Raw genomic sequence first — 22237 nt, 5'->3', positions numbered from 1 at the left:
CAGGCCGAATCCGGTGCCGCCGGGTTCGGCTTTTTTCATGGTTCGGCAGATACCGCGCGCTGTGCTAAAGTCGCGCACCCGACTTTTCCAACCGTGCGCACCGTGGTGCGGAGGACAGAATGAGCAATATCCAGCTGGACATCGAATGGACCGAAGAGGCGACGCGCAAGATCAAGCAATTGATGCCGCGCGGCTCCGACGATGCGTTTCTTGCCCTGCCCCCGATCGAGTGCCTGCCGATGGAAGGCGACGTGCTGTTCCTCGGCCCGCAAGGCAAGCAGCAGCCGTTCATCGTGGTGGAGCGGCAGTATCACCATGACGGCGACGCCGACTGGACCATCATCCTGATCCTCGACGTGCCGAACGCCGCGCACTGACGGCGAAGGCAGCGCGGGCAGCCCGGATGCTGCCCGTCGCACGGACGCGGCTTTCCGGCAGACGCCGCGCCCATGCCACCACTTCATGCCGCCTCAGGCCACCCGATGCATCACGCGGACTTCCGCGCTTTCGATCCACTCGGCGGCATTCTGCTTGTAGGCGCGCATATGGGCCGCCTGCCCGTGCGCGACCAGCGCCGCGTCACTCTCCCAACGCTCGAAGAACACGAAACGCCGCAGATCGTCACGATCACGGTGCAGGTCGTATTGCAGCGCCCCCTGCTCGACCCGGGTCGGCCCGATGATCGTCCCGAGCTGCTCGAACAGCTTGTCCTCCATGCCCGGCTTGGCGATGATCGTGGCGACGACGGCGACTTCTGACATGTTTCGGCTCCTGACCTGATTCGGAAACGGGCAGCGTACACGAATCCGGCCAAGCTGGCCGCGAGCCTGGCGATCCACAAAAAAATTGCCCGCGCTTCCTTCGAAGCGCGGGCAAAACCGTCGCCCTACGAGGATAGGCGACGGGGCCATCGAGGCCCATGCGCGGCACGGGCCATCAGGCGGGTCGGGCGCGGAATCGTCCGCGCCGCGCAAAGCGGTGACCGGTAGCGTCGGCATCGGCGGTGACAGGCCTGTGGCGTCACGCGCGCCGCGCCGGGCAACATCGTTCGGTATCCCTATCAGCAGCTTCCGTGCCAGCGAAAAATTCTCCGGTAAGTCTTTGATTTATTTGAGTTAACAATCATGCACCCGGCAGCACACGCCCGCGCGGCCCGCGCGTTACCCGGGTAACGTTACGTAACGCGCATTCATTTCCGTGACACAAATGAAAAAGCCCGCCGGACGGCGGGCTTGGCGACTGCGGGGAAAGCCGGAAGATTAGCGCAGCTGGTCGACGAGCAGCCCCATGATCTGGCGAGCCGGACCGGACCCGTCGATGTTGCCGCTCGCGTCGACCACGGCGACGCGCGTCTGGTCCTGCGTCAGCGCCTTCACGTTGACGAGATACTGCTTCGCGGTCTTTTCCTTCTTGCCGTGGAACAGCTGGCTCCAGAAACCCTGCTCGGCCGAGCTCAGATCCTTCGGATCGACGTAGCGGACGTAGTAGAGCCCCTTCGAGCGATCGCGATCGTCGACCGTGAAGTTCGCGCGATCGAGCGCGAGCCCCACGCGCAGCCACGAGCGGTCATACGGCTCGCCGAGCGTGACTTCGGGCGGCACGTCGCCCGCTTCGCTGGACCGGCGCGGGCCTTGCGAGCCCGCGTTGGCGGCGTTCTGCGCCGCGATCGCGGCGGCGGCCGCGTTGCCACCGGCCGGCGTCGCTGCCGGCGCGGCCGGCACCGATGCCGCGTCGGTCGCTGCGGCGCCACCGGCAACCTTGCGCGAATCGTTCTGACCGAGCACGACCATCAGGCGCTTCAGGTATTCGGTTTCGAGCGCCGGATCGTTCGGCCGCGTTTCCCACTTGCTCGAATCGTTGTTCGGCCCGGTCAGCGCCTCGCGCATCCCCTTCTGGCTGATGAACACGTAGGTGCCGCCGTTCGGCGCGGTGTCGAGACGCGTGCGGTACTTGTTGCGCTCGGCCGTCACGTAGGAATTGCCCATCGCCTTCGAGATCACGCCGCGAATCAGGCCCTGGTTGATCGACGGATGCGTTTCGTTCCAGTCGGTCTCCATCACGCCCTTGTCGCGCTGATCGATGACGAGCAGGAAGCCCTGCTCCTGCCAGAAGCGGCGCACCTGCGGCCAGACTTCGGCTGGCGTCTGGCCGTCGATGACGAGCCAGCTCTCCGTGCCTTCGCGCTGCAGATGCATGCCCTGCGTCGGCGGCACGACCGTATCGGTGGTCGGCGCGACCTGCTGGGTCTGTTGCAGACTCGACAGCGACGTTTCACCGCCCTGCGGCGGCAGCGAACGCTGATCGGCCGTCTCGTCCATCATGTTCGGCGGAACCGCGAGCGATACCTCCTTGGTTTTGGAATCGCTCTTGTAATCGATTTTCGTGGGCGACGGCGAGCTGCACCCTGCCACGAACGTACCGACTGCCAGCACAACCGCGAACCGCTTGGTAAGACGAAGATCAGACATGTTCAGGGAATCCTTCCGCGAGTGGCCACGGGTACTTTTCCGTGGATCAACATTGCATTTTACCGGGCTCGCACCGCCAAGTGCAAAAAGAGCGCATGCAAACGTGCCGACGCACGCTCCGCGGCGGTAAATTCACCCGCCCTCGCCTGACCTCATCCACCCTTCATCCCGCCTTGCGCGCCCCGACGGACGCACGCCTGTTCATCCGGTGCCGCCGCCGTGCCAGGCCACGGCCGAACATGCGTGAATCGCCATGCTCCCGCCGCCGGGATTTCCATTTTCCTGATCAAGATTGAAAAATTCAGGATTTTCGTGCTAGCCGGATTTTCACTATCCCCATCGATATCCGGAAAACTCCTGATTCGCCTCCTGTTGAAAATCGGGCATTCGTGCGCGGTATTTCAGGCCGTGCCGGGAGGCACGCAAATGTTTTTTCCGCTTAATAAATGACAGCCACCTATCGTGAAACGTTTGGCGTCGAATCGAGATTGTTTTGTAAAATCTTTAACGCTATAGTTGCGACGCCTTACCTGCCCGGTGCCCAGGATTATCTCCGGCACATCCGGAATCGCCAGCCAACGCAGAATGGAGTTGTCAAATGGGAATCAGCGCTACCGTCAATGCCGTCTTCAATATCGACAGCAAAATCTACACCGCCTCCCTGAATATCCCGACCAGCACGCCGACCGGCGCCGCGCCGTTCCTGTTCAACGTCACTTCGTCGGCCGCGCCGAAGGAAGGTGAGTCGCCCGCCACGCCGACGACGCTGCTGGAAGTGGCGGTGGGCGGCAGCAACCAGGTGTACGTCGCGGTTTCGCCGCCGATGGACGTGATCAAGGAAGCCATCAATAACGATATCGTGCAGAACCTCAACGTCGTCGTATCGGAAGGGACCTACGACCCGAGCAAGCACGTTTTCAGCGGCTGAGCGGTATTGGAGTCCGGGGGCGAAGTGACGTTCGTCACCTCGCCGCATGGCAGCATATTTAGTGCGAGAGAACGTTTCGCCCATGGACATCCGCATCTCGGCCCGGTTTGCGTGGTCGGAAATTTTCGGCGGCAAATTCAATAGCCAGAGCCAGTGCCAACTGGATTTGTCGCGTCAATACAGCCTGATTTACGTCGATCTGGCGTCACCCGCCGCCGGCGGCCTCGATGTTTTACAACTCCTGAACGACGCTTTCAATACGCAATTGCCGCCGGGGAAAATCCTGGTGCAGGACGCGGGCTTTTTCACCTTCAGCTATTTCGGCAAGGACGCGCCCTCAGGCACGACCACGCTGTCCAGCCTGTTTCCCCGGACGCCCGTGCCGAACACCGTGGCCGACGCCACCACGGTCATGAAGGACACCTGCGGCTTCTGGCTCACGGTCCGGCTCAGCAACCTCAATCTGTTCGGCAGCCTGCTGCAGATCGGCTATCAAACGCCGGCCGGCTCCGGGGACGTGCTGTCGCTGTCGGCGGTGCTGGCGAGCGGCACCGCGGCCGGTACGGCCGTCAAGCAGGCCACCTACAGCGCCACCCTGCCGAACTTCAAGCTGTTCGACCTGTTCGGTTTCGAGCAGATCCAGGTCGGCTACCGGTTCACCACGGCCACGCACCTGAGCGTGAGCGGGACCATCACGGTCACGCTGTTCGACCGCAACTACGCGTTCTCGGGCGCCCTGATCGTCGACGGCGAGCAGAAAACCGTGACGGCCTGCCTGCTGGCGGCGCAGGTCGACCTCAGGGTGCCCTCGCTGTTCGACGGCGCGATGCGCGGCATCGCGTTCTCGAACCTGGTGTTCGGGGTCTACGCCAGATACGGTGACAACGACAAGCAGAAGAACTTCCAGGTGCAGGGCACGGTGACGGTCGGTTCGGCCCAGTTGACCGGCTATCTCTACCTGCAGGACGGCATCCCCCGCGTGGCCAGCGTCAAGGTCGACAAGAGCCTGTCGATCGGCGACGTGTTCAACCAGTGCCTGGGCGGCCAGCTGTGGCCGACGTCGCTGATCGACATCACGTTCAAGGCGGGCAGCCAGCTCTATTACTGCAAGCCGGCGCAAGGCCAGAGCGGGTCCGGCGGCAACGCGCCGCTGAGCCTGGAGGGATTCGCCTGCCCCGTCTCGGGCGGCGCCGGACAATTGCCGACCGCGCCCCCGACGAGCAGCATCGCATACCAGCCCGGCTTCAACATCGAGGCCATTTTCGACATGACCGTGGTCGGCACGATCACGGTGGTCGGCACGATTCAGATCGCCGATGACGGCATCACCGGCGCCATCGCGCTGGCCAATCCCGTCGACATCTACATCCTGACCATCGCCGCGCCTGACGCCAGCAGCGCCACGGGCGGGCCGAAGCTGATGATCTCGACGGTCGGCGGCCGCAAATCGATGGGCTTCGCCGGCAGCCTGTGGTTCATGCAGGCCTCGTTCGGCGTCGGGGTCAGCGTCGCGGTCCAGAAGAATGCGCGCGGCAACCTGCAGGTCGATGCTTCGCTCACCTCCCTGACCGATTACTCGCCGTTCCTGCCGAAGAACACCACGCTCGGCGTGCGCTACAGCAAGGACGGCGGCTTCCAGGTCACCAACTGGCCGCAGTTCGACTACCTGACGCAGGCGATCGACTTCATCAAGACGCTGCAGAAGCTGTCGAGCCAGGGCAGTTCGGGCTGCGGCCAACTGGTCGATTTCACCTTCAACCAGCTACTCAAGTCGAGCTTCAAGATCGACGTGTCGTTCGGCACGGGGGACGCCGGCCTGCTCCTGAAGCTCGGCGGCACCTACAGGTTGACGATCGCCACCACCTCGCTCACGGCGGCGGCGATCCAGTTCCCCGACATGGTCGAGATCCCGCTGCCCAATTCCGCCAAGCTGTCGGAGCTCGGTTCGTATATCGAAAGGGCGCTGGCGGGCGCCGCCGAGTCGTTCGTCCAGGGCCTGCTGAAGAACAGCGAAGCGATCGCCACGCTGATCGCGCTGACGGCGGGCAAGGCGGCGGCGGCCTATGCCGCGACGCTCGCCTGCCAGGGCCTGATCGAAGCCGCCGCCGCCGACGCGGTGGCCGCCACCGCGGGCACGGCGGCTGCCGCCGCGGCGGAGGCTGCCGCCGGCGCGGCCGGTGCCGCCGCCGCCGTCGCCGGGGCCGTCGGTGCCATCGCCGCGATCCTCGGCGGCACGGGCACCGGGACCGGCACGGGAACGGGCACTGGGACGGGTACCGGTACTGGGACTGGAACGGGTACCGGAACCGGCACGGGCACCGGGACGCAAAGCGCGCCCACCCATCCGGCCGTGCGCGTCGACAATCGGGTCGTGACGTTCACCTGGGGCGGCGGCCAGGGCAACAGCGGCTACCACGCCCAATTGCTCGACAGCGCCGCCAAGGTGCTGCTCGATCAGCCGGGACTCGCCATCGAGACCCGCCAGACCACGTTCGATTTCGAATCCGCGTGGCCCTCAGGCGGCTACAAGGCGCAGGTGCAAGGCACCAAGGGCGCATCCGCCACCGCCTGGGTCGACGTGCCGTTCCAGCGCCTGCCGGCCCCGGCCAGGCCCACCGCCGTGCCGCTGGCCGACGCCAACGCCACGCCGCCGGCAATCGGCATGACCCTGAGCTGGCCCGTGGTCGACAACGCCGAATCCTACGTGCTCGGCAGCACGCATGCGGGCGGCGGCTGGGAGCCCGACCGCATCGTCGCCGCGCCCACCCCGCCGCCCCAGCCGCCAGTCGTGCATTGCGACGTGACGTTCGACGCCGCTGCCCCGAGCGGCGACTTCGGCTTCACCGTCGTTGCCCGGGGCGGCGCCACTACGGTACCGAGTCCGGCCAGCACCGCCCTCGTGCTGACCCGGCTCGACGCCCCACAAGACCTTCGCGCCACCAGCGCGAGCCGCATCGCGACGCTGAGCTGGCGCCCCGTGCCGCGCGCGTTCCGCTATCAGGTGCGCATCACGCCGGCGCGGCAGCAGCCGGAGATCCGGCTGCTGGCCTGGAGCACGCGAGGCGATGTGCTGGTGGCGTCGCTGACGCTCGACGGCCCGATTGGCACGCCGTTTGTCTACGAACTGGCGCTGCAGGCGCTGCCAGCCGAGGACCAGCCGAACGTGGTGGCCGGGCTGCTGTCGGCATCGGTGAGCCTCACGATCACGGTCTATGCGAATGCCGTCGCGATGGCCGAGGCGCTCCACGCGCAGGGAATCGACGGCGCGAGCTGTGGGCCGCAACTGCTGCAGGCGTTCCCGTCGATCGTGCTCGACGGCATGGCGAGGGTCATGGCCCATGCGGGCTACGAGGCCGCCGAGACCAGCCAGGCCCTGCTCGCCGCGTGGCCCGACACCCCGCCATCGGCGCTGGCCCGGGCGCTGGCCCGGGCTTATCCGGATCCGCTGCAGACCGCGCGCGACCTGCGCGCCCGAGGCTCGTCGGGCGCCAGTTGCGGCCCGGCGCTGCTCAGGATGTTCCCGACCCTGACCGCCAAGGACATGGCCGGTGTCATGGCGCAGGCCGGCTACGTCGCCGACGACACGGCAGCCGGGCTGATCGCCGCCTTTCCTTCGCTGTCCCCGCTCGACATGTCCATCGCGCTCGCGAGCGCTTATCACTGAGGTCATCGTGAACGACAACCCGACCAACACGCCCGACGTCCATCAACTCGCCAGCCTCCTGCTGCCGCTGCGCGAGCGCGGCATGACTCCGCAGGAGGCCGTCCGGTCGATCCTCGCCACGAATCTCATTCACGACACCGGCTTGCGAGGCGTCGCGTTGCTGGCGCAGGCGCTCGTGCGAATCTTCGTTGCGCTGACGCCGGCCGAACTCGCGATCATCCTGCACCACAGCTATCCCGATCTTTCCGCACTCGACGTCGGCCGCCTGCTGCTCGCGCCGGAGGTCTTTCCCCACACGTCGCGCGACGAGATGCGCAGCGCATTGCTCGGTGCCGGCTTCGACGCGAACGGCGTCACCGAAGCGATCAACGTGCTCTATCCCGCGCCGCCCGTCAAAACGCGCTTCGACGCGATCGCCACCTCGATGCAGGCCGGCAATCGCGGCATCGAGGTATGGTCGTCCGGCACCACGGGGCAGGTATGGACCTTGTATCAGCGTGTCCCCGGTGCAGACTGGAGCAGTTGGGAGGGCCCCGGCTTCAAGGGGCAACCGAAGCCGTTGCGCCAGTTGGCCGCCGCCTTGCAGAACAACGGCGACGTGATGTTCGCCGGGCTCGACGACGCCGGCAGCGTCTGGGCGTGCCCGCAGGGCAGCCCCGGCGGCGACTGGGGCGCGTGGCACGGCCCGAACCTCGGCGGCCAGCCGCACGCGTTCCGGCAGTTGGCCGCCTCGCAGCAAGGCGGCAGCCGCGGCGTCGAACTGTGGGCCGCCGGGGACGACGGCCAGGTCTGGACGCTTTACCAGCTCACCGCGGGCGGGCCGTGGAGCCGATGGGAAGGCCCGGGCTTCAAGGGCCAGCCGGCGCCGATGTTCAAGATGGCCGCCGCCCAGCAGAACAACGGCAACGTGATGTTCTTCGGCCTTGATCGCAACGGCCGGCTGTGGAGCATCGGCCAGGACCGGCCCGGCGGCGACTGGGGGGGCTGGCAAGGCCCGGGCGTGGCCGGCCAGCCCGAGCCCTTCGTCGAGATCGCCGCCTCGGAGCAGCACGGCACGCGCGGCGTGGAAGTGTGGGGACTCGGCGCCAGCGGGCAGATCTGGACGCTCTACCAGCTGACCGCGGGAGGACCGTGGAGCCACTGGGAAGGCCCGGGGTTCAAGGGCCAGCCGGTCCCCATGAAGAAAATCGCGGCGGCCTTGCAGAACACCGGCTGTGTGCTGCTGTGGGCCGTCGACGGCGACGACCGGCTGTGGCGGATCGCGCAAGGCTCGCCGGGCGGCGACTGGGCGGGCTGGGAGCAATCCAGCGTGCCGCCGGCTTGAACGCGGAGCCTGCCCTCAGCGCCCTCGCCGCTTCGATGGTTCGCCGCGAGCCGTCATCCTGATAGTCAAAACGAAGGGGCTTCATCATGAACAACGACGTACGGGAACTGATCGACCAGCTGGAGCCGTTGAAACGGGAAGGCCTGAGCGCGCTTCAGGCAGCGCGGACGGTGCAGTCGCGGCTCGCGCGCGACGGCGCCTCCGGCGTGCCTCACGAGACCATCGTCCGTAACGGCGCGGCGATGGGGCAAGCCGTGGCGGTGGTCTTCGAACCGCTGACGCCGGCCCAGCTGGCCATCATCCTTCACGACCTTTATCCGGATCTGTCGGCCGTCGAGGTCGGACGTATCATCCTCGCCGTCGAGGGGTTCAAGGACACGCCGCCGGCGACCCTGCTCGGCGCACTGACCGGCGCGGGCTTCGACGAAAACACCGCAACCGACGCCGTCAACATCCTCTATCCGATCGCCGTCACGATCCATGCCGATCAGTACTGGCAGAACACCGGCCTGATCGTGACCGGCCGCCAGCTCACGCAAATCGCGGCAGCGGGCTCGTGGACCGCCAATCCCGCCACCGGCATGGTCGGGCCGAACGGCAACCGCGGGCTGCCCGCGAAGTCCGGCTATGTCATGCCTCACGAGCCCGAGGGTGCGCTGGTCGGCCGGATCGGCGACCACGCGCCGTTCCTGGTGGGCGAGCGCACGCAGGTGTCGCCGGGCCAGGCCGGCGCGCTGCAGCTGTGCATCAACGACGATTGGGACGGACGCTACGGCGCGGGGCTGAAGGACAACATCGGAACGCTGCGCGTCGAGGTTGTCACGCTGGCCAGCTGAGGCGCGCGCCGAAGCATGCCGCCAGGCTCTCCATCGTGCTCGCCGGGACTCGCCCCGGCGAGCACGCTCAGGGCGCTGCCGTGCGGTTCCGTTCGCCGTACAGCATCGTGACGTTGATGCGCCTGTCGGCGTAACCGGCCCGGAATCGCAGCGGCGCCGTGGCGTGAAACAGATCCGAGTTGAAGATGATCGCGCGGTTGCAGCGGTAAGGGATGACGATCCGCTGCGCGCCGGCTTCCTGCAGGAATGCCGAAATCCGGTCGCCCTGCCGGTTATAGGCGTCGAAATCCCAGTCCACCGGCGCCTCGACGTCGTAGATCACGAGGCCGCCGGACTGTTCGTCCTGATTCGCCTCGTCCGGCGTGATCCAGAAGTTCACGTTGACGGCGGCGAAATCCGCGTGCGGATGCGTGGCGGGCTGATCGTGCCGGTACTTGAATCCCCATAGCTGCAACAAGGGATGATGCTCGCCGATGAGGTTCGGAAACGCCTGCCGGATCTCCTCCGCGATCTGCAGCAGCAGCGGGCAGTTGAAGCCGTCGCGGAAGAACGCGCCCAGGCGGTCATAGGCGTAGCGGTTGGCATGCCAGACCGTGGATTCCAGGCAGAACCTGCGCAGCGCCGACAGCGCCTGCGGAGACAGGAAATCGTCGATCACCACGATGCCAAGCCGGCTTGCCAAGTACGCCTGCTCCGCCTGCGAATGCATCGCCGTCTCCGACAACGCGCCGCCGGGAACACGCGCCGCCGGATGGCAATGAACGATGCGGCCGTAGGTGCTTTTCATTTCCGGCGCGTCGTACAGCGCTTGCCTCAATGCCGCGTCGCCTTCGTTGAAGCGCTCGAGCGTCTGCGCGTAGCAGGCAATGACGGCGTCGAACGATTCGTCGAGTTGCCCTTCGTCGCGCAGATAGCGGAGTTGCTCCAGATCGTGACGCAGCTTGCCTCTCGACAGCCGCGGCTCCGGCATCGGCAGGTCGGGCGCGGCGGCGGGCATCGGATGGTATGGGCTGGCCCGGGTGACCGCGGCGTGGCGGGTCGCCCAATGTCCGGCGTCGGTGAGATCGTTGACCCTCAACGCGGCGCTGACCAGGTTGTCCAGCACCTCGGGATCGCAGGGATAGAGCGCGGCCAGCACTCGCCACATCGCCCTCGCCTCCTCGAACCGGCCGACGTGCCAATACAGACTGGCGAGCAGGTAGGCGAGATTCGCGCGGGCCAGCACGAACGCTGGAGCCAGTTGCACGGCCTTCTGATAGCTGAGCAGCGCGTCTTCATTGCGGCCTTGCGCCTGCAACGACCAGCCGAGGTTGTTGTGCGCCATCGGCCAATCGGGCTCGCTCTCGACGGCAATCCGGAAGCATGCCTCGGCGTCCGCGTAGCGGCCTTCGAGGCACAGGCGATGTCCGGTTGCGATCTGCTCGAGCGCGGCGGCTGATGCGTAGTCCGGAGCCGGTTCGCGGCCGCCGCCCATGGTGGTTCCGTAGCGGGCCGATCCGGAGCGGCGTTCGGCTTCGGGCGGCGTGGCCTGCGGTCCGGATTGGAGGTCCATGGTATTGGCGCGCGGTGGGTGGATGGGGTGTTTGGGGCAAAGGCTGGATCGGCTGCGGTGGTCACGTCCGGGACATCGCGGAGGCTTGCGATGCATCGTCGCACATTGCCGTGCCGACAGTGATTCTCTCAAGAACGGAGCGAATCGAAAACGACGGGACGGGTGGCATGTGTGAACCGCCACCGGCCGGACGATAAAAAGCGAAAAGCCCGCACAACCGATTGATTGTGCGGGCTTAATTCTGGTCGGGGCGAGAGGATTTGAACCTCCGACCACCTGCACCCCATGCAGGTACGCTACCAGGCTGCGCTACGCCCCGAGAAAGATCGAGAGTATATCAGACAGTTTGTTCGGGTAGAACCGTCTCGACGCAATTTTTTGCACGGCTTCGGCGCCGGTGCTGCTGTCGATGCGAATTCCGGCCCAAGCCGTGATGCGTCGTGCCGGCGCGCCGGCCGAAAACACCCGCCGCCGGCTCCTAGCGGATCGTCCTGTCTGCATCGCCCCGCTGCCCTGTATCGGAAAAAATTGACGCTTTGTGCTGCTGTTTTCACAGGGAGGCAAACGATAACCTGCGTCGCACGGGTCATCGAGCCCGTCACCCAGGAGTCAACATGAAAACGCATGCACCCGGCACACGACAGGAGTCGGCCACCTCGGAAGTCCGGCTTCACCATCGCCAGTCGATGATCGTGGCGCTGCCTCGCGGCACGCGGCTGGTGGTTGCCGAAGGCGCCGTGCAGCTGGCGTTCCCCGATCCGACGCTCGACTGGCTCGGCACCGCGACGCCCACGATCCGGCTGATGCTGCGCGAAGGCGACACGCATCAGATCGAGCGGCCCTGCCACGTCGCGCTGTCCGGCATCCGCTCTGGCACGACCATGCTGCGCCTCGAGGCACCGATCAAGCCGGGCCTGATGGCGCGACTGCGCGCCTGGTTCGCGGGCAACACGAACCCGGCGCGCACCGGCGCGGTGTCCCCCAAGGGGCACTGAATCACTGAACCACCGAACCGCGCCGCCTTGCTTCGTCAATCGCGCTTCTGGTTGACCCACTGCTGCACGCTCGGCCGTGCCCACTGCCGCTCGACGTAGCGCAGCACCTTCGGCGGCACCGGGTCGCCGCACGCCACCAGCCGGTTCAGCATCAGCGCGAAGTCGGTGTCGGCGATGCACCACTCGCCGAACACGCCGTAGCGCTCGTCGCTGATCAGTTGATCGGCCGCCGACAGCAGCTTCTCGCACGCCAGCTGCGCCGCCTCGCCCAACGGCTTCACCGGCTCGGGAAAATAGATCCGGTCGGCCTGCCGTTCGCTCTTGAGCGGCATGAAATCGCTGCGGATCCAGGCCTGCAGCTGCCGCGCGCGCGCCCGCGTCTCGCGGGCCGCCGGCAGGACGGTCGCGTATTGCGGCGCCGGATAGACCTCGTCGAGATACTCGGCGATCGCCGACGACTCCGCCAGCGTGAAGCTGTCGTGCTGCAGGGTCGGCACGCGGCGCGTCAGCGACACCTCGCGATAGGCCGAGCCATGTTGCTGCTTGTTCTTCAGATCGACGGTGCGAATCTCGAAGTCGAGACCCTTCTCCTTCAGCACGACGAAGGCGGACATCGCGAAGGCGCTGACGTAGTCGGCGCCGACATACAGCGTGATCGGTTTCTGGCTCATGATGTTTCCTGATCTGTGTTGGCCGGCACGGGCCGGCCGAAATCTTGAATGAATGAATGTTTGAAGCGTATCGACTCCTGGTCCGGCAGCGCCAGGCAGCACCCGGCCATGCGCAGGCCCGAGGCGATGCGCACCGGCCATGCCGCATGGGCTCAACCGTTGGCGCGCGCCAGCTCGGCCCTCGAGGCGCCGCGCCACAGCACGACGATCCCGGCTGCCAGCAACAGCGACAGCGCGCTCCAGGCCACGCCGTAACTCGAGTGATCGACGACCACGCCGAACAGCGGCGGCACCACGCTGATCGCGACCATGTTCAGCGTCATCGAAAAGCTGATCGTGGAGGCGACCACGGTCTTCGGCGCCATCTCGGCGATCTGCAGCAGATAGAGCGGATACCAGCCCACGCCGAACAGCCCGAGCACGCAGAAGATCGCGGTCAGCACGGCGTTCGAGGTACCCACCGGCAACAGCAGCAGCGCGATCGTCGCGGCAATGCAGATCGCCATGCTGGCGCCGAGCGAGCGCACCCGGCGGTTGGGCCAGAAGCGGTCGCTGATCCACGCAAGGCCGACGCGCCCCGCGATGCCGAGCCACTGCGAAATCGAGAACAGCAACGCGGCGGCCACCACCGAGTAATGGAAACGCGCGGCGATGAACGGGATCGCATGGGTGGCGAACGTGTACTGGAACGTCACCATCGCGGCCCCGGCCAGCATCACGGGCCACAGCGCCGAATAGCCGGCCACCAGCCTCACGGCCTTGAGCAGGTTCGGCGGCGCGGCGGACGGCGCGCCTGGGATGTTGCGCTCGTCGCGATGCAGCAGTCCGAACAAAATGCCGCCCGCGATGCCGACCGCCCCCTGCAGCATCAGCGCGGCGCGCCAGCTGTAGGTGGCGGCCAGCAGCGGCAGCACCATCGCGGCGAGCGCGGTGCCGAGCGGTAGCCCCGCCTGCCGCACGCCGGTGGCCATGCCGCGTTCGTTGGGCGGGAACCAGCGCACGATGGCGCGCGTGCCGCCCGGCTGCACCGAGGCATACGAGGTACCCACCAGCACGAAGAACAGCAGCAGCACGAGATAGCTCGGCGACACCACCGCCCCGACCAGCGCGGAGAGCCCCATCGTCACCATCGTGAACGCGACCACGTAGCGTTCGCCAAAGCGATCGATCAGCCAGCCCAGCATCAGCATCGTCACGACCTGCCCACCGTTGAGCGCGGACACCGACAGCGCCCCGGCGCCCTCGGACAGATGAAACGCCGTCTGCAGCGACGGGATCAAGGTGTAGATGCCCTGCGCGGTGATCGAGGCCGTGGTCTGGGCCAGGGCCGCGACGCCCAGCACGATCCATCGGTATCGGTCGCCGCGGCTTTGCGCCAGGTTGCCGGAGGGAAGATTCGTTGCGCTCATGGATGAGATCCTGTCGAGGTCACTGCTCCAGCGGGCGAGACCGCTGGCACGTCGTCGGAATCGGTCGGTTCCCGGGCCATCAGGTTGCCGAGCCGCGTCTGTTGCGGCAGGTTGCTCATGCTGAACAAAATGAGCGCCGCCGCTTTATCACACTGGAATGCATGCTCGCACCAAGCAGGCACCAGCAGCAAGTCGCGCGTGGCAAGTTTCACCGCTTCGCCGGTGGCGCCGAGATAGGCGGTGCCGCTGCCCGACTGCACGACGAACAGGTGCCACCATGCATGCGCGTGCGGCCGCGTGGAGGCGCCGGCCTGCACCACCTGCACGTTGACGGCCATGCCGGGCAGGATCTCGCAGCCGGAGGCCGTGCCGTCGGCGCTCAGCGTGAAGGTGCCGCGCTCGCCATGCGCCGAATCGGCGAGCCGCGCCACGATCGCGGCCCACGACCACGCCACCGCGCTCGGCTCGGCATCGGCGAAATGCTCGCGATACCGCTGATAGTCGAACAGTTCCCCTCGCGTCACGATCTCGGCCATCTCAGGACTCCTTGCGCGTGGCCCGCACCGCCTTGCCCGGCAGCGGGTCCTCGTGCAGGCAGAAGATGTGCGGATCGTCGCGAAAGCGCGGGAACACGCTCGCGACGAGTGGATCGTGGCCGGGAATCACGTGGTCGGGTCCATCGGCGAGCGCGTCGATGGTCTCGAACGCGTCGAGCACCCTGGCGAGATCGTGCAGGATCGGAAACGCGAGCCGGCCGCGCACGTTGGCCCACAGATGCGCGGCATCGGCGGCCAGCACGACGTGGCCGCGCCGCGTCGCGACGCGCACCACCTGGCTGCCGGGCGTGTGGCCGCCCACCAGGCACATCTCGATGCCGGGCGCGAACTCGGCGGTGCCCTCATGCACGACGAGCCGGCCGTCGTAGAGAATGCCGACGGCCTGCAACACGTCCTCGCGATCGTAGATCTTGCGCAGCGCCGGGTGGCGCATCTCGGTGCCGGTGCAAAAGCGCAGTTCGGCGCCCTGCACGTGGACGCGCGCGTTGGGGAACAGGTCGAGATTGCCGGCGTGATCCCAGTGCAGGTGCGTGATGATCACGTCGGTCACGCTGGCCGGATCGATGTCGAGGCCGGCCAGCGCGTCGCCGACCGAGCGCATCATCTGCCGCTCGCGGCGCACGCCGGTCGAGATCGGAAACGCCGTGTCGACGATCACGGTCCGGTTGGCGTCGCGCACCACCCAGAAGAAATAGTCGAGCGGCATCGAGGCGTCGGGCGGCCCGCAGCAGGCGTCGAAGAAGAAGTTTTCGCGCGCGGTGCGTTGCGCGTTACTGCCGATACGAAGCGCGTAGACCTCGTAGAGCGGCGGCGTCGGGGCGGTCATGTGAGGAACTCCTGAAGCGGGTTGCATGATGGACGTCGGGGCCGGCGGGCCGCGCTCAATGCGCGATCCGCGTGGTGCCGGCGAACTCGAAATCGAGCTGCCCGAGGATGCCGAGCTCGTCGGCGAGCCGGTGCAGCCCGCTGTAGTCGCGCGTCAGGGTGTTGCCGGCACCGGGCTGGCGACACTCGCGCACGATCCCGGCGCCGTTGGGCACGCCGAGCTGGCGCAGGATCGCCTCCCACATCGAGAAGTCCTGCGCCACGAACGCGCGCAGCGCGACCGGCAGCGTCTCGATGAAGAACACCTTCTGCTTCGCGTTCAGGCGGTGGAACACCACCTTGCTGATCTCGCCGAGCGTCTTGCTGTGCGCATACTCGTCGCGGTTGTGGAGTTGCGCGACGCTGCGGTTCTGCGGCTGGATCGTCTCGTCGTCGGCGAGGATGTCGAGGAACGCGTTGACGCTGATCTCGGCCACGGTCGCGAACACCACGGCGGCGAGCTGGCGCTGCCACGGCTCGGCCAGCGTCGCCTTCAGCGCCTCGAGCTCGCGGTAGGTGACCGACATCGGCAGTTCCATGTCGATCGTGATCGCGCGCTGCCTGCGGGTACGCTGGATCGCGTTCAGGTGCATCAGCGTGTGATAGTGCTCATCGATCAGCGTCTGCCGCACCGACTCGGTGAACACCCAGTCGTCGCCGGCCAGGATCTCGCTGGCCAGGTAGTTCAGCGCGGGATTCACGACCAGATCCTCGGCGGCCACCGTGCGTCGGTTGTAGCCGATCCAGCCCCAGGTCAGGATCGCCTGCCGCAGCGGATCGTCGAGCCGCTGGATCGCATCGTGCGTGAAGAACGGCACCAGCGCGGCCGGATAGTCGGCGCGCGTCGGGTCGAACTCGCCCTCGACGCGAAATTTCGCCATGTCGCAGACAGTCGCGCGGCGCGGCCAGGCGTTGTTCAGTTGCGTGAGCAACGTCGTGTTGGTGATGGTCATTCGCGATTCCTCAGTGTGCGGTTTGCAGCCAGTAGCGCGTCAGGTGACGTTCGGGGTCGGTGAACGTGCTGCGCGCGTGGATCAGCCGGTGGTTGTCCCAGATCAGCAGGTGGCCGTCCGGTATCAGCACCGGCACGGCGTCCGCTTCGAAATACGCCTGCGCCAGCTTCGCCAGACGCGCGAGCGGCGTGTCGGTGCCCCCGCCGTCCGACGCGCGTTCGAGCGCGTCCTCCGACGGATTGACGTCGCCGTACAGGAACTGGTTGTAGCTGAAACGGAACACCGGCCGCTCGCCGTCGCGGCTCATGATCGGCACCGTCAGCGTCTGGCGAGTGTGGGTGCCGGGCACCAGCGTGGCCGCGAACGTGACGGGCGTCTCGCTCACGAAGCGCTGCAGTTCCGGGGCGAGCGAGCGGCAGAACGCGAGGCCGTCGGCGAGCCGCGTATGGCCCTGCCCGCAGCGCGCCTGGCGATGGCAGTGCAGCGCCAGATAGCGCGGCGGCGGCGCGCCGACCGGCACCTCGGTATGCGGGCCGATGCCGTTGCGGCTCTGCGAATACGGCACCTTCTCGAAGCCGGGCTTGACCTTCACCTCCCAGGTGTCCTGGCCGTTGTATTGCGGCACGATCGTGCCGAAGCGTGCGAGCGTCTCGCGCACGCCGGCGCCGAGCGCCCGCGGCGGCAGCACGGTCCAGCCCTGGCGGTCCAGCTCCTCGCGCGCGGTGTCGAGCAGCGCGGCGCCGTCGTGGATGTCGATGTCGACGTCGAGCGTGTCAGGCATGGATCGCGACTCCTTCAGGTTGACGGACCAGCGCCGAATAGGCGGCCATCAGATCGAACGTGATGGCCGACGACGTGAATTCGTGCGCGTCGATGCGGCCGACCGGGCAGACCTCGGCCGCCGTGCCGGTAACGAAGCATTCGCTGAAGCTGCCGAGCTCCTCCGGCAGGATGGTCCGCTCGATCACCGTCAGGCCGCGTTCGCGCGCGAGCCCGATCACGGTCTGCCGCGTGATGCCGTCGAGGAAGCAGTCGGGCACCGGCGTGTGCAGCACGCCGTCGCGCACGAAGAACACGTTCGCGCTGGTCGCTTCGGCGACGTGGCCGCGCCAGTCGAGCATCAGCGCGTCCTGGAAGCCGTGGTCCTCCGCGTGGTGCTTGCAGAGCGTGGCGATCATGTAGTGGCTCGACGCCTTCGCCGCAAACGGGCTCGCCGAAGGCGGCGGGCGGCGCCAGGCGGCGGTCTCGAGCGTGATGCCGCGCTTTTTCGCCTCCGGATCGAAGTAGCTCGGCCAGCTCCAGCAGGCGATCGCGACGTGGATGCGGCTCGCGCGCGCCGAGGTCGAGATCTGTTCCGAGCCGCGCCACGCCACCGGGCGCACGTAGCCCTCGACGATGCCGTTGCGCTCGATCAGCTCGGCGGTGGCCGCCTCGATCTGCTCGGGCGTGTACGGCAGCGCGAAGTCGAGCGTGTGCGCGGAGCGATAGAGCCGCTCGGTGTGCTCGCGCAGCCGGAACACCTGCCCCGCGTAGACGCGCTCGCCCTCGTAGACGCAGCTCGCGTAATGCAGGCCATGCGTGAGCACGTGGATCTTCGCGCTCTTCCACTCGACGAATTCGCCGTCGAACCAGATCTGGCCGTCGCGCTGGTCGAACGGCAGGTTTTTGGGGGGTGTCATGCGGTCTCCTTGTGCTGCATGTGATCGGTCGAAAAGAGATGCCCGAGGCCGAGACGTTCGGCTTCGGCCTGCAGGCCGCGCCATTCGTCGTCGTTCAGCGGGACGCCGTGCTCGGTGCGGTGCGCGATCGAGGCCTTCTGCGGGTCGCCCGCGACCAGCACGCGCTCGCCGTCCACGGCGGGCGTCTCGCGGATCGCCTGCATCAGCGCGGACACGCCGGCGGTGAAGCCGTCGAGCGGGCCGAAGCGCGCCGGATCGATCGCGATCAGGCAGTGGCCGATCTCGCGGCCGCGGTCGTAGGGCTCGGCGTCGAGATGCGTCAGCGCGTGATCGAGCGGCATCGCGGCGAGCAGGCAGCTGAGGATCTGCACCATCATCGCGAGCCCCTGCCCCTTGTAGCCGCCGAGCGTCGCGAGCGAGACCACCTGCGCCGGGTCGGTCACCGGCTGGCCTGCGGCGTCGAGCGCCCAGCCCGACGGCAGCGCCATGCCGTTGCGGCGGAAGTGCTTGACCTGCGAGTACGAGATCTGGCTGGTGGCCATGTCGAGCAGGTACAGGTCGCCGTCGCGGGCCGGCGCGGCGAAGCAGATCGGATTGGTGCCGAACATCGCGCGCGTGGCGTTGAACGGCGCCATGCGCGCCGCGGCACTGGTCGTCACGATGCCGACCAGCCCTTGCGAGGCGATCCATTCGCCGTACACCGACGCGGCGCCGAAGTGATTCGAGTTCGCCACCGCCACCACGCCCACCCCGCACTCGCGCGCCAGTTCGCTCGCGAGGCGTGCCGCGTGGCTGCCGGCCACCACGCCCGGCGCGGCGTCGGCGTCGAGGAGCGCCGTGCCGTGAAAGCGCCGCACGGTGCGCAGCGCCGGTTCGGGATTGCTGCGCCCTTCGTCGAGTTCGCGCAGGTAGAGCGGCAGCAGCCGCACGCCATGCGTGTCGATGCCCATCAGCGAGGTGCGGATCAGGCCGTCCGCGAACCACCTCGCGTGGGTCGCGCTCAGGCCGCGACGCAGCGCGGCCGCCTCGCAGAGTTGGCGGAGTCGTTCCGCCTGGACCAGGTTGTTCATGTCGTCAGCTCGCAAGCGTGAGGGAGGATTCGGCCGCGTCGGCGCGCGTCAGGTAGATCGGCTCGCGCACGCGCGGCTCGCCGGCGCCGGTCTGGAAGAAGAACGCGGGCTCGCCGAACGCCGGCTGCAATTCATCGAACCAGACGGCCTGCGGATCGAACTTCGCGAAGAACGGCCGGCGCACCCAGTCGGGATCGCGCGCCTGCAGGAACTGCAGCGCGAACACCTTCTCGCCGCCGAGCGTGACGACGCCGTCCACCAGCACCTTGCCGTACAGCGTGCTCATCGACGGGCCGCGCACCGTGCGCGACAGTCCCGACACACGCTGATACGCAGTCCTGAAGATATCGTACGCCTCGACGAGCGGCAGCTCGAAATAGCGCTGCGGCCCGGTATCGCGTTCGACGAACATGTAGTACGGAATCGCGCCGAGCCGCACGCCGGTGGTCCACAGCTCCTGCCAGGTCTCGGCCGAATCGTTGATGTGGCGCACGATCGGCGACTGCATCCGGACCGTCGCGCCGGTCCCGATGATCCGCTTCACGGCGCGCCGGGCGATCTCCGGGCGCAACTCGGCCGGATGGTTGTAGTGCGCCATGACCGACAGGTTCTTGCCGTGCGCGACGACGCGCTCGAACAGCCGCAGCACGGCGTCGGCGTCCTTGTCGGTCACGAAGCGCTGCGGCCAGTAGGCGACCGACTTGGTGCCGATGCGGATGTTCTGCAGATGCGGGATGGCCAGCAGCGGCTCGATGTAGCCGGCCAGCGATTCGGCGTTCATCACCATCGGATCGCCGCCCGTGATCAGCACGTCGGTGACTTCCGGATGCAGCCGCAGATAGCGGCTCAGCTCGTCCGACTCGCGCGCGTTGAACTTCATGTCCTCGGCGCCGATGAACTGCGGCCAGCGAAAGCAGAACGAGCAGTACGCGTGGCAGGTCTGCCCCGCCGCCGGGAAGAACAGCACGGTTTCGGCGTACTTGTGCTGCAGCCCCGGCAGCGGCCGGCCGTCGAGCATCGGCACGTTGTGCGTCATCTGCCCGGCCGGATGCGGATTCATGCGATGCCGCAGCATGTCGATATAACGCGCGCCGGCGGCCGGGTCCGCGCCGTCCGCGAGCAATTCGCGCAAGCGTCGATAATCGTCCGCCGGCAACATCCCGGGGTGCGGAAACGTCAGTCGGAACACCGGATCGTCGGGCACCCGATCCCAGTCGATCAGTTCGCGCAATACATATTCGTTGATCCGGAATGGCAGCACCCGGGAAATCGATCCGAGCGCGCCTTTAATCTCGTCGGGAATTCGCGACCAGTATGGCGAATTCGCAATCGATTTAGCGTTATAGGCTTTGAATTTTTCAGCGTCCACATTCTCTCCTGGTGAAGATCGCTTAATTTCCCTGATGTTCCGAAACGCCAAGTTTCTCAACACATCAAATCGCCAATCCGCCGATAACGGGCGGGCGATGTCCGCCGGGTGGCCAACCCGGAGAACGCTTGACGTGCATCGAATATGCACACGGCAACCGACCGCGCCTCACGGCGCTGGCATCACGGCGTTGCCGGCCAATCCCGGCTTACCGCAATGAAAGGTTAAAGAAATGCCCTCGGTAAATTGCCGCTCGCATCCGAAATCGATTCGCATCGAAAAATCGGATTTATTTCTTTTGGTTTCGAACGATCGACATCTTCGTGTATTTGTTCATCACTGAACACGCACAAAAATATGAAAAATTCACCGGCTTAGTTGCCGATTCTGCATCCCTGTACTGGTATAATTTTCCGGATCTATACCGGTCTTTAGTACAAGAAAAATGCACACGAAATATCGTTTGCTCGCGGAGCACTACGCGAAGGCCATCGAAAACGGGTTTCTCGCGGAAGGTGAGCGACTGCCGTCCTTGCGGGAATTGATGGCGCTGCATCACGTGTCGATTTCCACGGCGGTGGAAGCGTGCCGTGTGCTCGAGATGCAGGGTTATGTGGAAGCGAAACCGAGAACCGGCTACTTCGTCCGCTCGCGCAAACCGATCAAGGTGCCGGTTCCGGTCCAGCAGGAAAGCCGCATGGAAGCGCCCGCCGAGCGGATCGATCCGGCCGATTACGTGGGGGTTCACGAACGCATTTCGGTCACGCTCGCGCGCGGCCAGCAGCGCCAGCCGAAAATCGACCTGGCCGGGGCCGTGTGCGCGCCGTCCCTCTATCCGGGCGCGGCGCTTCGCGACACCATGCTGCGCATCCTGCGCGCGCGGCCGAGCCTTTACGATTCCGGCCCCGAGACCGACGGCGTGCGCAAGTTGCGCGAGGCGATCGCGCGCACCTCGCTCACGCGCGGCCTGCATATCGATGCGGACACGGTGCTGGTCACGCACGGCTGCAGCGAGGCGCTGTCCCTCGCGCTGCGCGCCGTCACCGGGCCGGGCGACATCGTCGCGATCGAGTCGCCGTGTTATTTCGGTATCTTGCAGATCATCGAGTCACTGGGGCTGCGGGCCATCGAGATCCCCACCGATCCGCAGACCGGCATCTCGGTCAGCGCGCTCGAGTTCGCGATCAACCACATGGGCAGCATCCATGCCGTGGTCTGCATGCCGTCGGTGCAGAATCCGCTCGGCAGCGTGATGTCGGATGCGGCCAAGCAACGGATGGTGGCGCTGTGCGAGAAACACCACGTGGCCATCATCGAGGACGACACCTACGGCGCGTTCCTGCCGAGCCCGGCCAGCACCAAGCCGATCAAGGCCTGGGACCAGAGCGGCAACGTCATCTACTGCAATTCGTTCAACAAGTCGCTGTCGCCCGGCTCGCGAGTGGGCTGGCTGATCGGCGGAAAGTGGCAGAACCGGATCAAGATGCTGATGTACGCGGTATCGCGCCATCGCGAGGAGATGTCCCAGCTGGTGGTGGCCGACTTCACGTCGGGCGGCACCTTCAACCGGCACATGCGGCGCATGAACCGGCTGCTCAAGGATCAGCGCGCGCAGGTGGTCGACGCGGTGCTGCGCCATTTCCCGGCCGGTACCACCGTGACGCAGCCGGGCGCCGGCCTGCTGCTCTGGGTCACGCTGCCCGACGAGCTGAACACCGACCGGCTGTTCGACAAGGCGCTCGACAAAGGTATCCGCATCTGTCCGGGCTCGATCTTCTCGAACACGAACAAGTTCAGCAACTGCCTGCGGCTCAGCGCGGGCATGCCGTTCGACGCGAAGATCGATGCCGCCTTGAAGACGCTCGCGCAACTGAGCACCGAGACCTGAGAGCCCGGCG

Annotated in this window: 20 protein-coding genes and 1 tRNA gene; 8 read left to right on the top strand and 13 right to left on the bottom strand. The window is 66.7% G+C overall.

Annotated elements, in window-relative coordinates; all coding sequences use genetic code 11:
• Window positions 1-119 precede the first annotated feature (119 nt).
• Window positions 120-377 carry a hypothetical protein gene (locus bpln_RS07960; RefSeq protein ID WP_015876007.1) on the top strand — a complete coding sequence of 86 codons (258 nt, stop codon included), beginning with the start codon at window positions 120-122 and terminating at the stop codon, window positions 375-377.
• Between the two features lie 93 nt (window positions 378-470).
• On the opposite strand, the gene bpln_RS07955 is transcribed toward bpln_RS07960, so the two are convergent.
• Both bpln_RS07955 and bamC read right to left on the bottom strand, forming a co-directional pair.
• Window positions 471-761, bottom strand: a complete 291-nt coding sequence (locus bpln_RS07955) for a putative quinol monooxygenase (protein WP_042624708.1) — start codon at window positions 759-761, stop codon at window positions 471-473.
• A 498-nt stretch (window positions 762-1259) separates the two neighbouring features.
• Window positions 1260-2468 carry an outer membrane protein assembly factor BamC gene (gene bamC, locus bpln_RS07950; RefSeq protein WP_055138530.1) on the bottom strand — a complete coding sequence of 403 codons (1209 nt, stop codon included), beginning with the start codon at window positions 2466-2468 and terminating at the stop codon, window positions 1260-1262.
• A 243-nt stretch (window positions 2469-2711) separates the two neighbouring features.
• On the opposite strand from bamC, the gene bpln_RS35190 reads away from it, so the two are divergent.
• The 5 genes from bpln_RS35190 (at window position 2712) to bpln_RS07930 (ending at window position 9220) form a co-directional block, all read left to right on the top strand.
• On the top strand, window positions 2712-2918 hold the full coding sequence (locus bpln_RS35190; RefSeq protein WP_148653962.1) for a hypothetical protein: 207 nt from the start codon (window positions 2712-2714) through the stop codon (window positions 2916-2918).
• Between the two features lie 148 nt (window positions 2919-3066).
• The gene (locus bpln_RS07945) at window positions 3067-3396 is read left to right on the top strand and encodes a hypothetical protein (protein WP_055138529.1); all 330 of its coding nucleotides are present in this window, start codon (window positions 3067-3069) and stop codon (window positions 3394-3396) included.
• Window positions 3397-3478: 82 nt separating this feature from the next.
• Entirely contained in the window at window positions 3479-7060 is a 3582-nt protein-coding gene (locus bpln_RS07940; protein ID WP_055138528.1) for a hypothetical protein, read from the top strand.
• A gap of 7 nt (window positions 7061-7067) precedes the next feature.
• Window positions 7068-8384 carry a DUF8189 domain-containing protein gene (locus bpln_RS07935; protein WP_055138527.1) on the top strand — a complete coding sequence of 439 codons (1317 nt, stop codon included), beginning with the start codon at window positions 7068-7070 and terminating at the stop codon, window positions 8382-8384.
• Between the two features lie 86 nt (window positions 8385-8470).
• Window positions 8471-9220 (top strand): hypothetical protein, encoded by a 750-nt coding sequence (locus tag bpln_RS07930; protein WP_055138526.1) that lies wholly within the window; start codon window positions 8471-8473, stop codon window positions 9218-9220.
• Between the two features lie 67 nt (window positions 9221-9287).
• On the opposite strand, the gene bpln_RS07925 is transcribed toward bpln_RS07930, so the two are convergent.
• Window positions 9288-10772, bottom strand: coding sequence for a tetratricopeptide repeat protein (locus bpln_RS07925; RefSeq protein ID WP_055138525.1), 1485 nt, complete (start codon window positions 10770-10772; stop codon window positions 9288-9290).
• A 242-nt stretch (window positions 10773-11014) separates the two neighbouring features.
• Window positions 11015-11091 (bottom strand) — tRNA-Pro (locus bpln_RS07920).
• A 295-nt stretch (window positions 11092-11386) separates the two neighbouring features.
• Between bpln_RS07920 and bpln_RS07915 the strand changes: the two genes are divergently transcribed.
• The gene (locus bpln_RS07915; RefSeq protein ID WP_055138524.1) at window positions 11387-11767 is read left to right on the top strand and encodes a hypothetical protein; all 381 of its coding nucleotides are present in this window, start codon (window positions 11387-11389) and stop codon (window positions 11765-11767) included.
• 35 nt (window positions 11768-11802) lie between these two features.
• On the opposite strand, the gene yfcF is transcribed toward bpln_RS07915, so the two are convergent.
• From yfcF to bpln_RS07870, 9 genes are all read right to left on the bottom strand, one after another.
• Window positions 11803-12438: a glutathione transferase gene (yfcF, locus tag bpln_RS07910; RefSeq protein ID WP_055138523.1), complete on the bottom strand. Its 636-nt coding sequence runs from the start codon at window positions 12436-12438 to the stop codon at window positions 11803-11805.
• A 152-nt stretch (window positions 12439-12590) separates the two neighbouring features.
• Window positions 12591-13847, bottom strand: a complete 1257-nt coding sequence (locus tag bpln_RS07905; RefSeq protein ID WP_042624701.1) for an MFS transporter — start codon at window positions 13845-13847, stop codon at window positions 12591-12593.
• Window positions 13844-14383, bottom strand: coding sequence for a cupin domain-containing protein (locus bpln_RS07900; protein ID WP_055138522.1), 540 nt, complete (start codon window positions 14381-14383; stop codon window positions 13844-13846). The genes bpln_RS07905 and bpln_RS07900 overlap by 4 nt, the downstream gene beginning before the upstream one ends.
• 1 nt (window position 14384) lies before the next feature.
• Complete coding sequence (locus bpln_RS07895) at window positions 14385-15230, bottom strand: N-acyl homoserine lactonase family protein (RefSeq protein WP_055138521.1); 846 nt, start codon at window positions 15228-15230, stop codon at window positions 14385-14387.
• Between the two features lie 55 nt (window positions 15231-15285).
• Complete coding sequence (locus bpln_RS07890; protein ID WP_055138520.1) at window positions 15286-16221, bottom strand: diiron oxygenase; 936 nt, start codon at window positions 16219-16221, stop codon at window positions 15286-15288.
• A gap of 10 nt (window positions 16222-16231) precedes the next feature.
• Window positions 16232-17002: a TauD/TfdA family dioxygenase gene (locus tag bpln_RS07885; protein WP_080937139.1), complete on the bottom strand. Its 771-nt coding sequence runs from the start codon at window positions 17000-17002 to the stop codon at window positions 16232-16234.
• On the bottom strand, window positions 16995-17900 hold the full coding sequence (locus bpln_RS07880; protein WP_055138519.1) for a branched-chain amino acid aminotransferase: 906 nt from the start codon (window positions 17898-17900) through the stop codon (window positions 16995-16997). Before bpln_RS07880 ends, bpln_RS07885 begins: the two co-directional genes overlap by 8 nt.
• A complete protein-coding gene (locus bpln_RS07875; protein ID WP_055138518.1) occupies window positions 17897-18970 on the bottom strand; it encodes an Ldh family oxidoreductase in 1074 nt (357 codons plus the stop codon). The genes bpln_RS07880 and bpln_RS07875 overlap by 4 nt, the downstream gene beginning before the upstream one ends.
• A 4-nt stretch (window positions 18971-18974) precedes the next feature.
• Window positions 18975-20339, bottom strand: coding sequence for a KamA family radical SAM protein (locus bpln_RS07870; protein WP_042624695.1), 1365 nt, complete (start codon window positions 20337-20339; stop codon window positions 18975-18977).
• Between the two features lie 445 nt (window positions 20340-20784).
• Here bpln_RS07870 and bpln_RS07865 point away from each other — a divergent pair, with 445 nt between their 5' ends.
• Window positions 20785-22227: an aminotransferase-like domain-containing protein gene (locus bpln_RS07865; protein WP_055138517.1), complete on the top strand. Its 1443-nt coding sequence runs from the start codon at window positions 20785-20787 to the stop codon at window positions 22225-22227.
• Window positions 22228-22237 lie beyond the last annotated feature (10 nt).

This window comes from Burkholderia plantarii (genome assembly GCF_001411805.1).
GTDB lineage: Bacteria > Pseudomonadota > Gammaproteobacteria > Burkholderiales > Burkholderiaceae > Burkholderia > Burkholderia plantarii.
This window is presented reverse-complemented; position numbering and strand designations above follow the sequence as displayed.

Excerpts from the sequence above, each read along its gene's own strand:
- bpln_RS07960 (WP_015876007.1), top strand. The coding sequence starts at position 120 with ATGAGCAATATCCAGCTGGACATCGAATGGACCGAAGAGGCGACGCGC.
- bpln_RS07955 (WP_042624708.1), bottom strand. The coding sequence starts at position 761 with ATGTCAGAAGTCGCCGTCGTCGCCACGATCATCGCCAAGCCGGGCATG.
- bamC (WP_055138530.1), bottom strand. The coding sequence starts at position 2,468 with ATGTCTGATCTTCGTCTTACCAAGCGGTTCGCGGTTGTGCTGGCAGTC.
- bpln_RS07945 (WP_055138529.1), top strand. The coding sequence starts at position 3,067 with ATGGGAATCAGCGCTACCGTCAATGCCGTCTTCAATATCGACAGCAAA.
- bpln_RS07940 (WP_055138528.1), top strand. The coding sequence starts at position 3,479 with ATGGACATCCGCATCTCGGCCCGGTTTGCGTGGTCGGAAATTTTCGGC.
- bpln_RS07930 (WP_055138526.1), top strand. The coding sequence starts at position 8,471 with ATGAACAACGACGTACGGGAACTGATCGACCAGCTGGAGCCGTTGAAA.
- bpln_RS07925 (WP_055138525.1), bottom strand. The coding sequence starts at position 10,772 with ATGGACCTCCAATCCGGACCGCAGGCCACGCCGCCCGAAGCCGAACGC.
- bpln_RS07915 (WP_055138524.1), top strand. The coding sequence starts at position 11,387 with ATGAAAACGCATGCACCCGGCACACGACAGGAGTCGGCCACCTCGGAA.
- yfcF (WP_055138523.1), bottom strand. The coding sequence starts at position 12,438 with ATGAGCCAGAAACCGATCACGCTGTATGTCGGCGCCGACTACGTCAGC.
- bpln_RS07905 (WP_042624701.1), bottom strand. The coding sequence starts at position 13,847 with ATGAGCGCAACGAATCTTCCCTCCGGCAACCTGGCGCAAAGCCGCGGC.
- bpln_RS07900 (WP_055138522.1), bottom strand. The coding sequence starts at position 14,383 with ATGGCCGAGATCGTGACGCGAGGGGAACTGTTCGACTATCAGCGGTAT.
- bpln_RS07895 (WP_055138521.1), bottom strand. The coding sequence starts at position 15,230 with ATGACCGCCCCGACGCCGCCGCTCTACGAGGTCTACGCGCTTCGTATC.
- bpln_RS07890 (WP_055138520.1), bottom strand. The coding sequence starts at position 16,221 with ATGACCATCACCAACACGACGTTGCTCACGCAACTGAACAACGCCTGG.
- bpln_RS07885 (WP_080937139.1), bottom strand. The coding sequence starts at position 17,002 with ATGCCTGACACGCTCGACGTCGACATCGACATCCACGACGGCGCCGCG.
- bpln_RS07880 (WP_055138519.1), bottom strand. The coding sequence starts at position 17,900 with ATGACACCCCCCAAAAACCTGCCGTTCGACCAGCGCGACGGCCAGATC.
- bpln_RS07875 (WP_055138518.1), bottom strand. The coding sequence starts at position 18,970 with ATGAACAACCTGGTCCAGGCGGAACGACTCCGCCAACTCTGCGAGGCG.
- bpln_RS07865 (WP_055138517.1), top strand. The coding sequence starts at position 20,785 with ATGCACACGAAATATCGTTTGCTCGCGGAGCACTACGCGAAGGCCATC.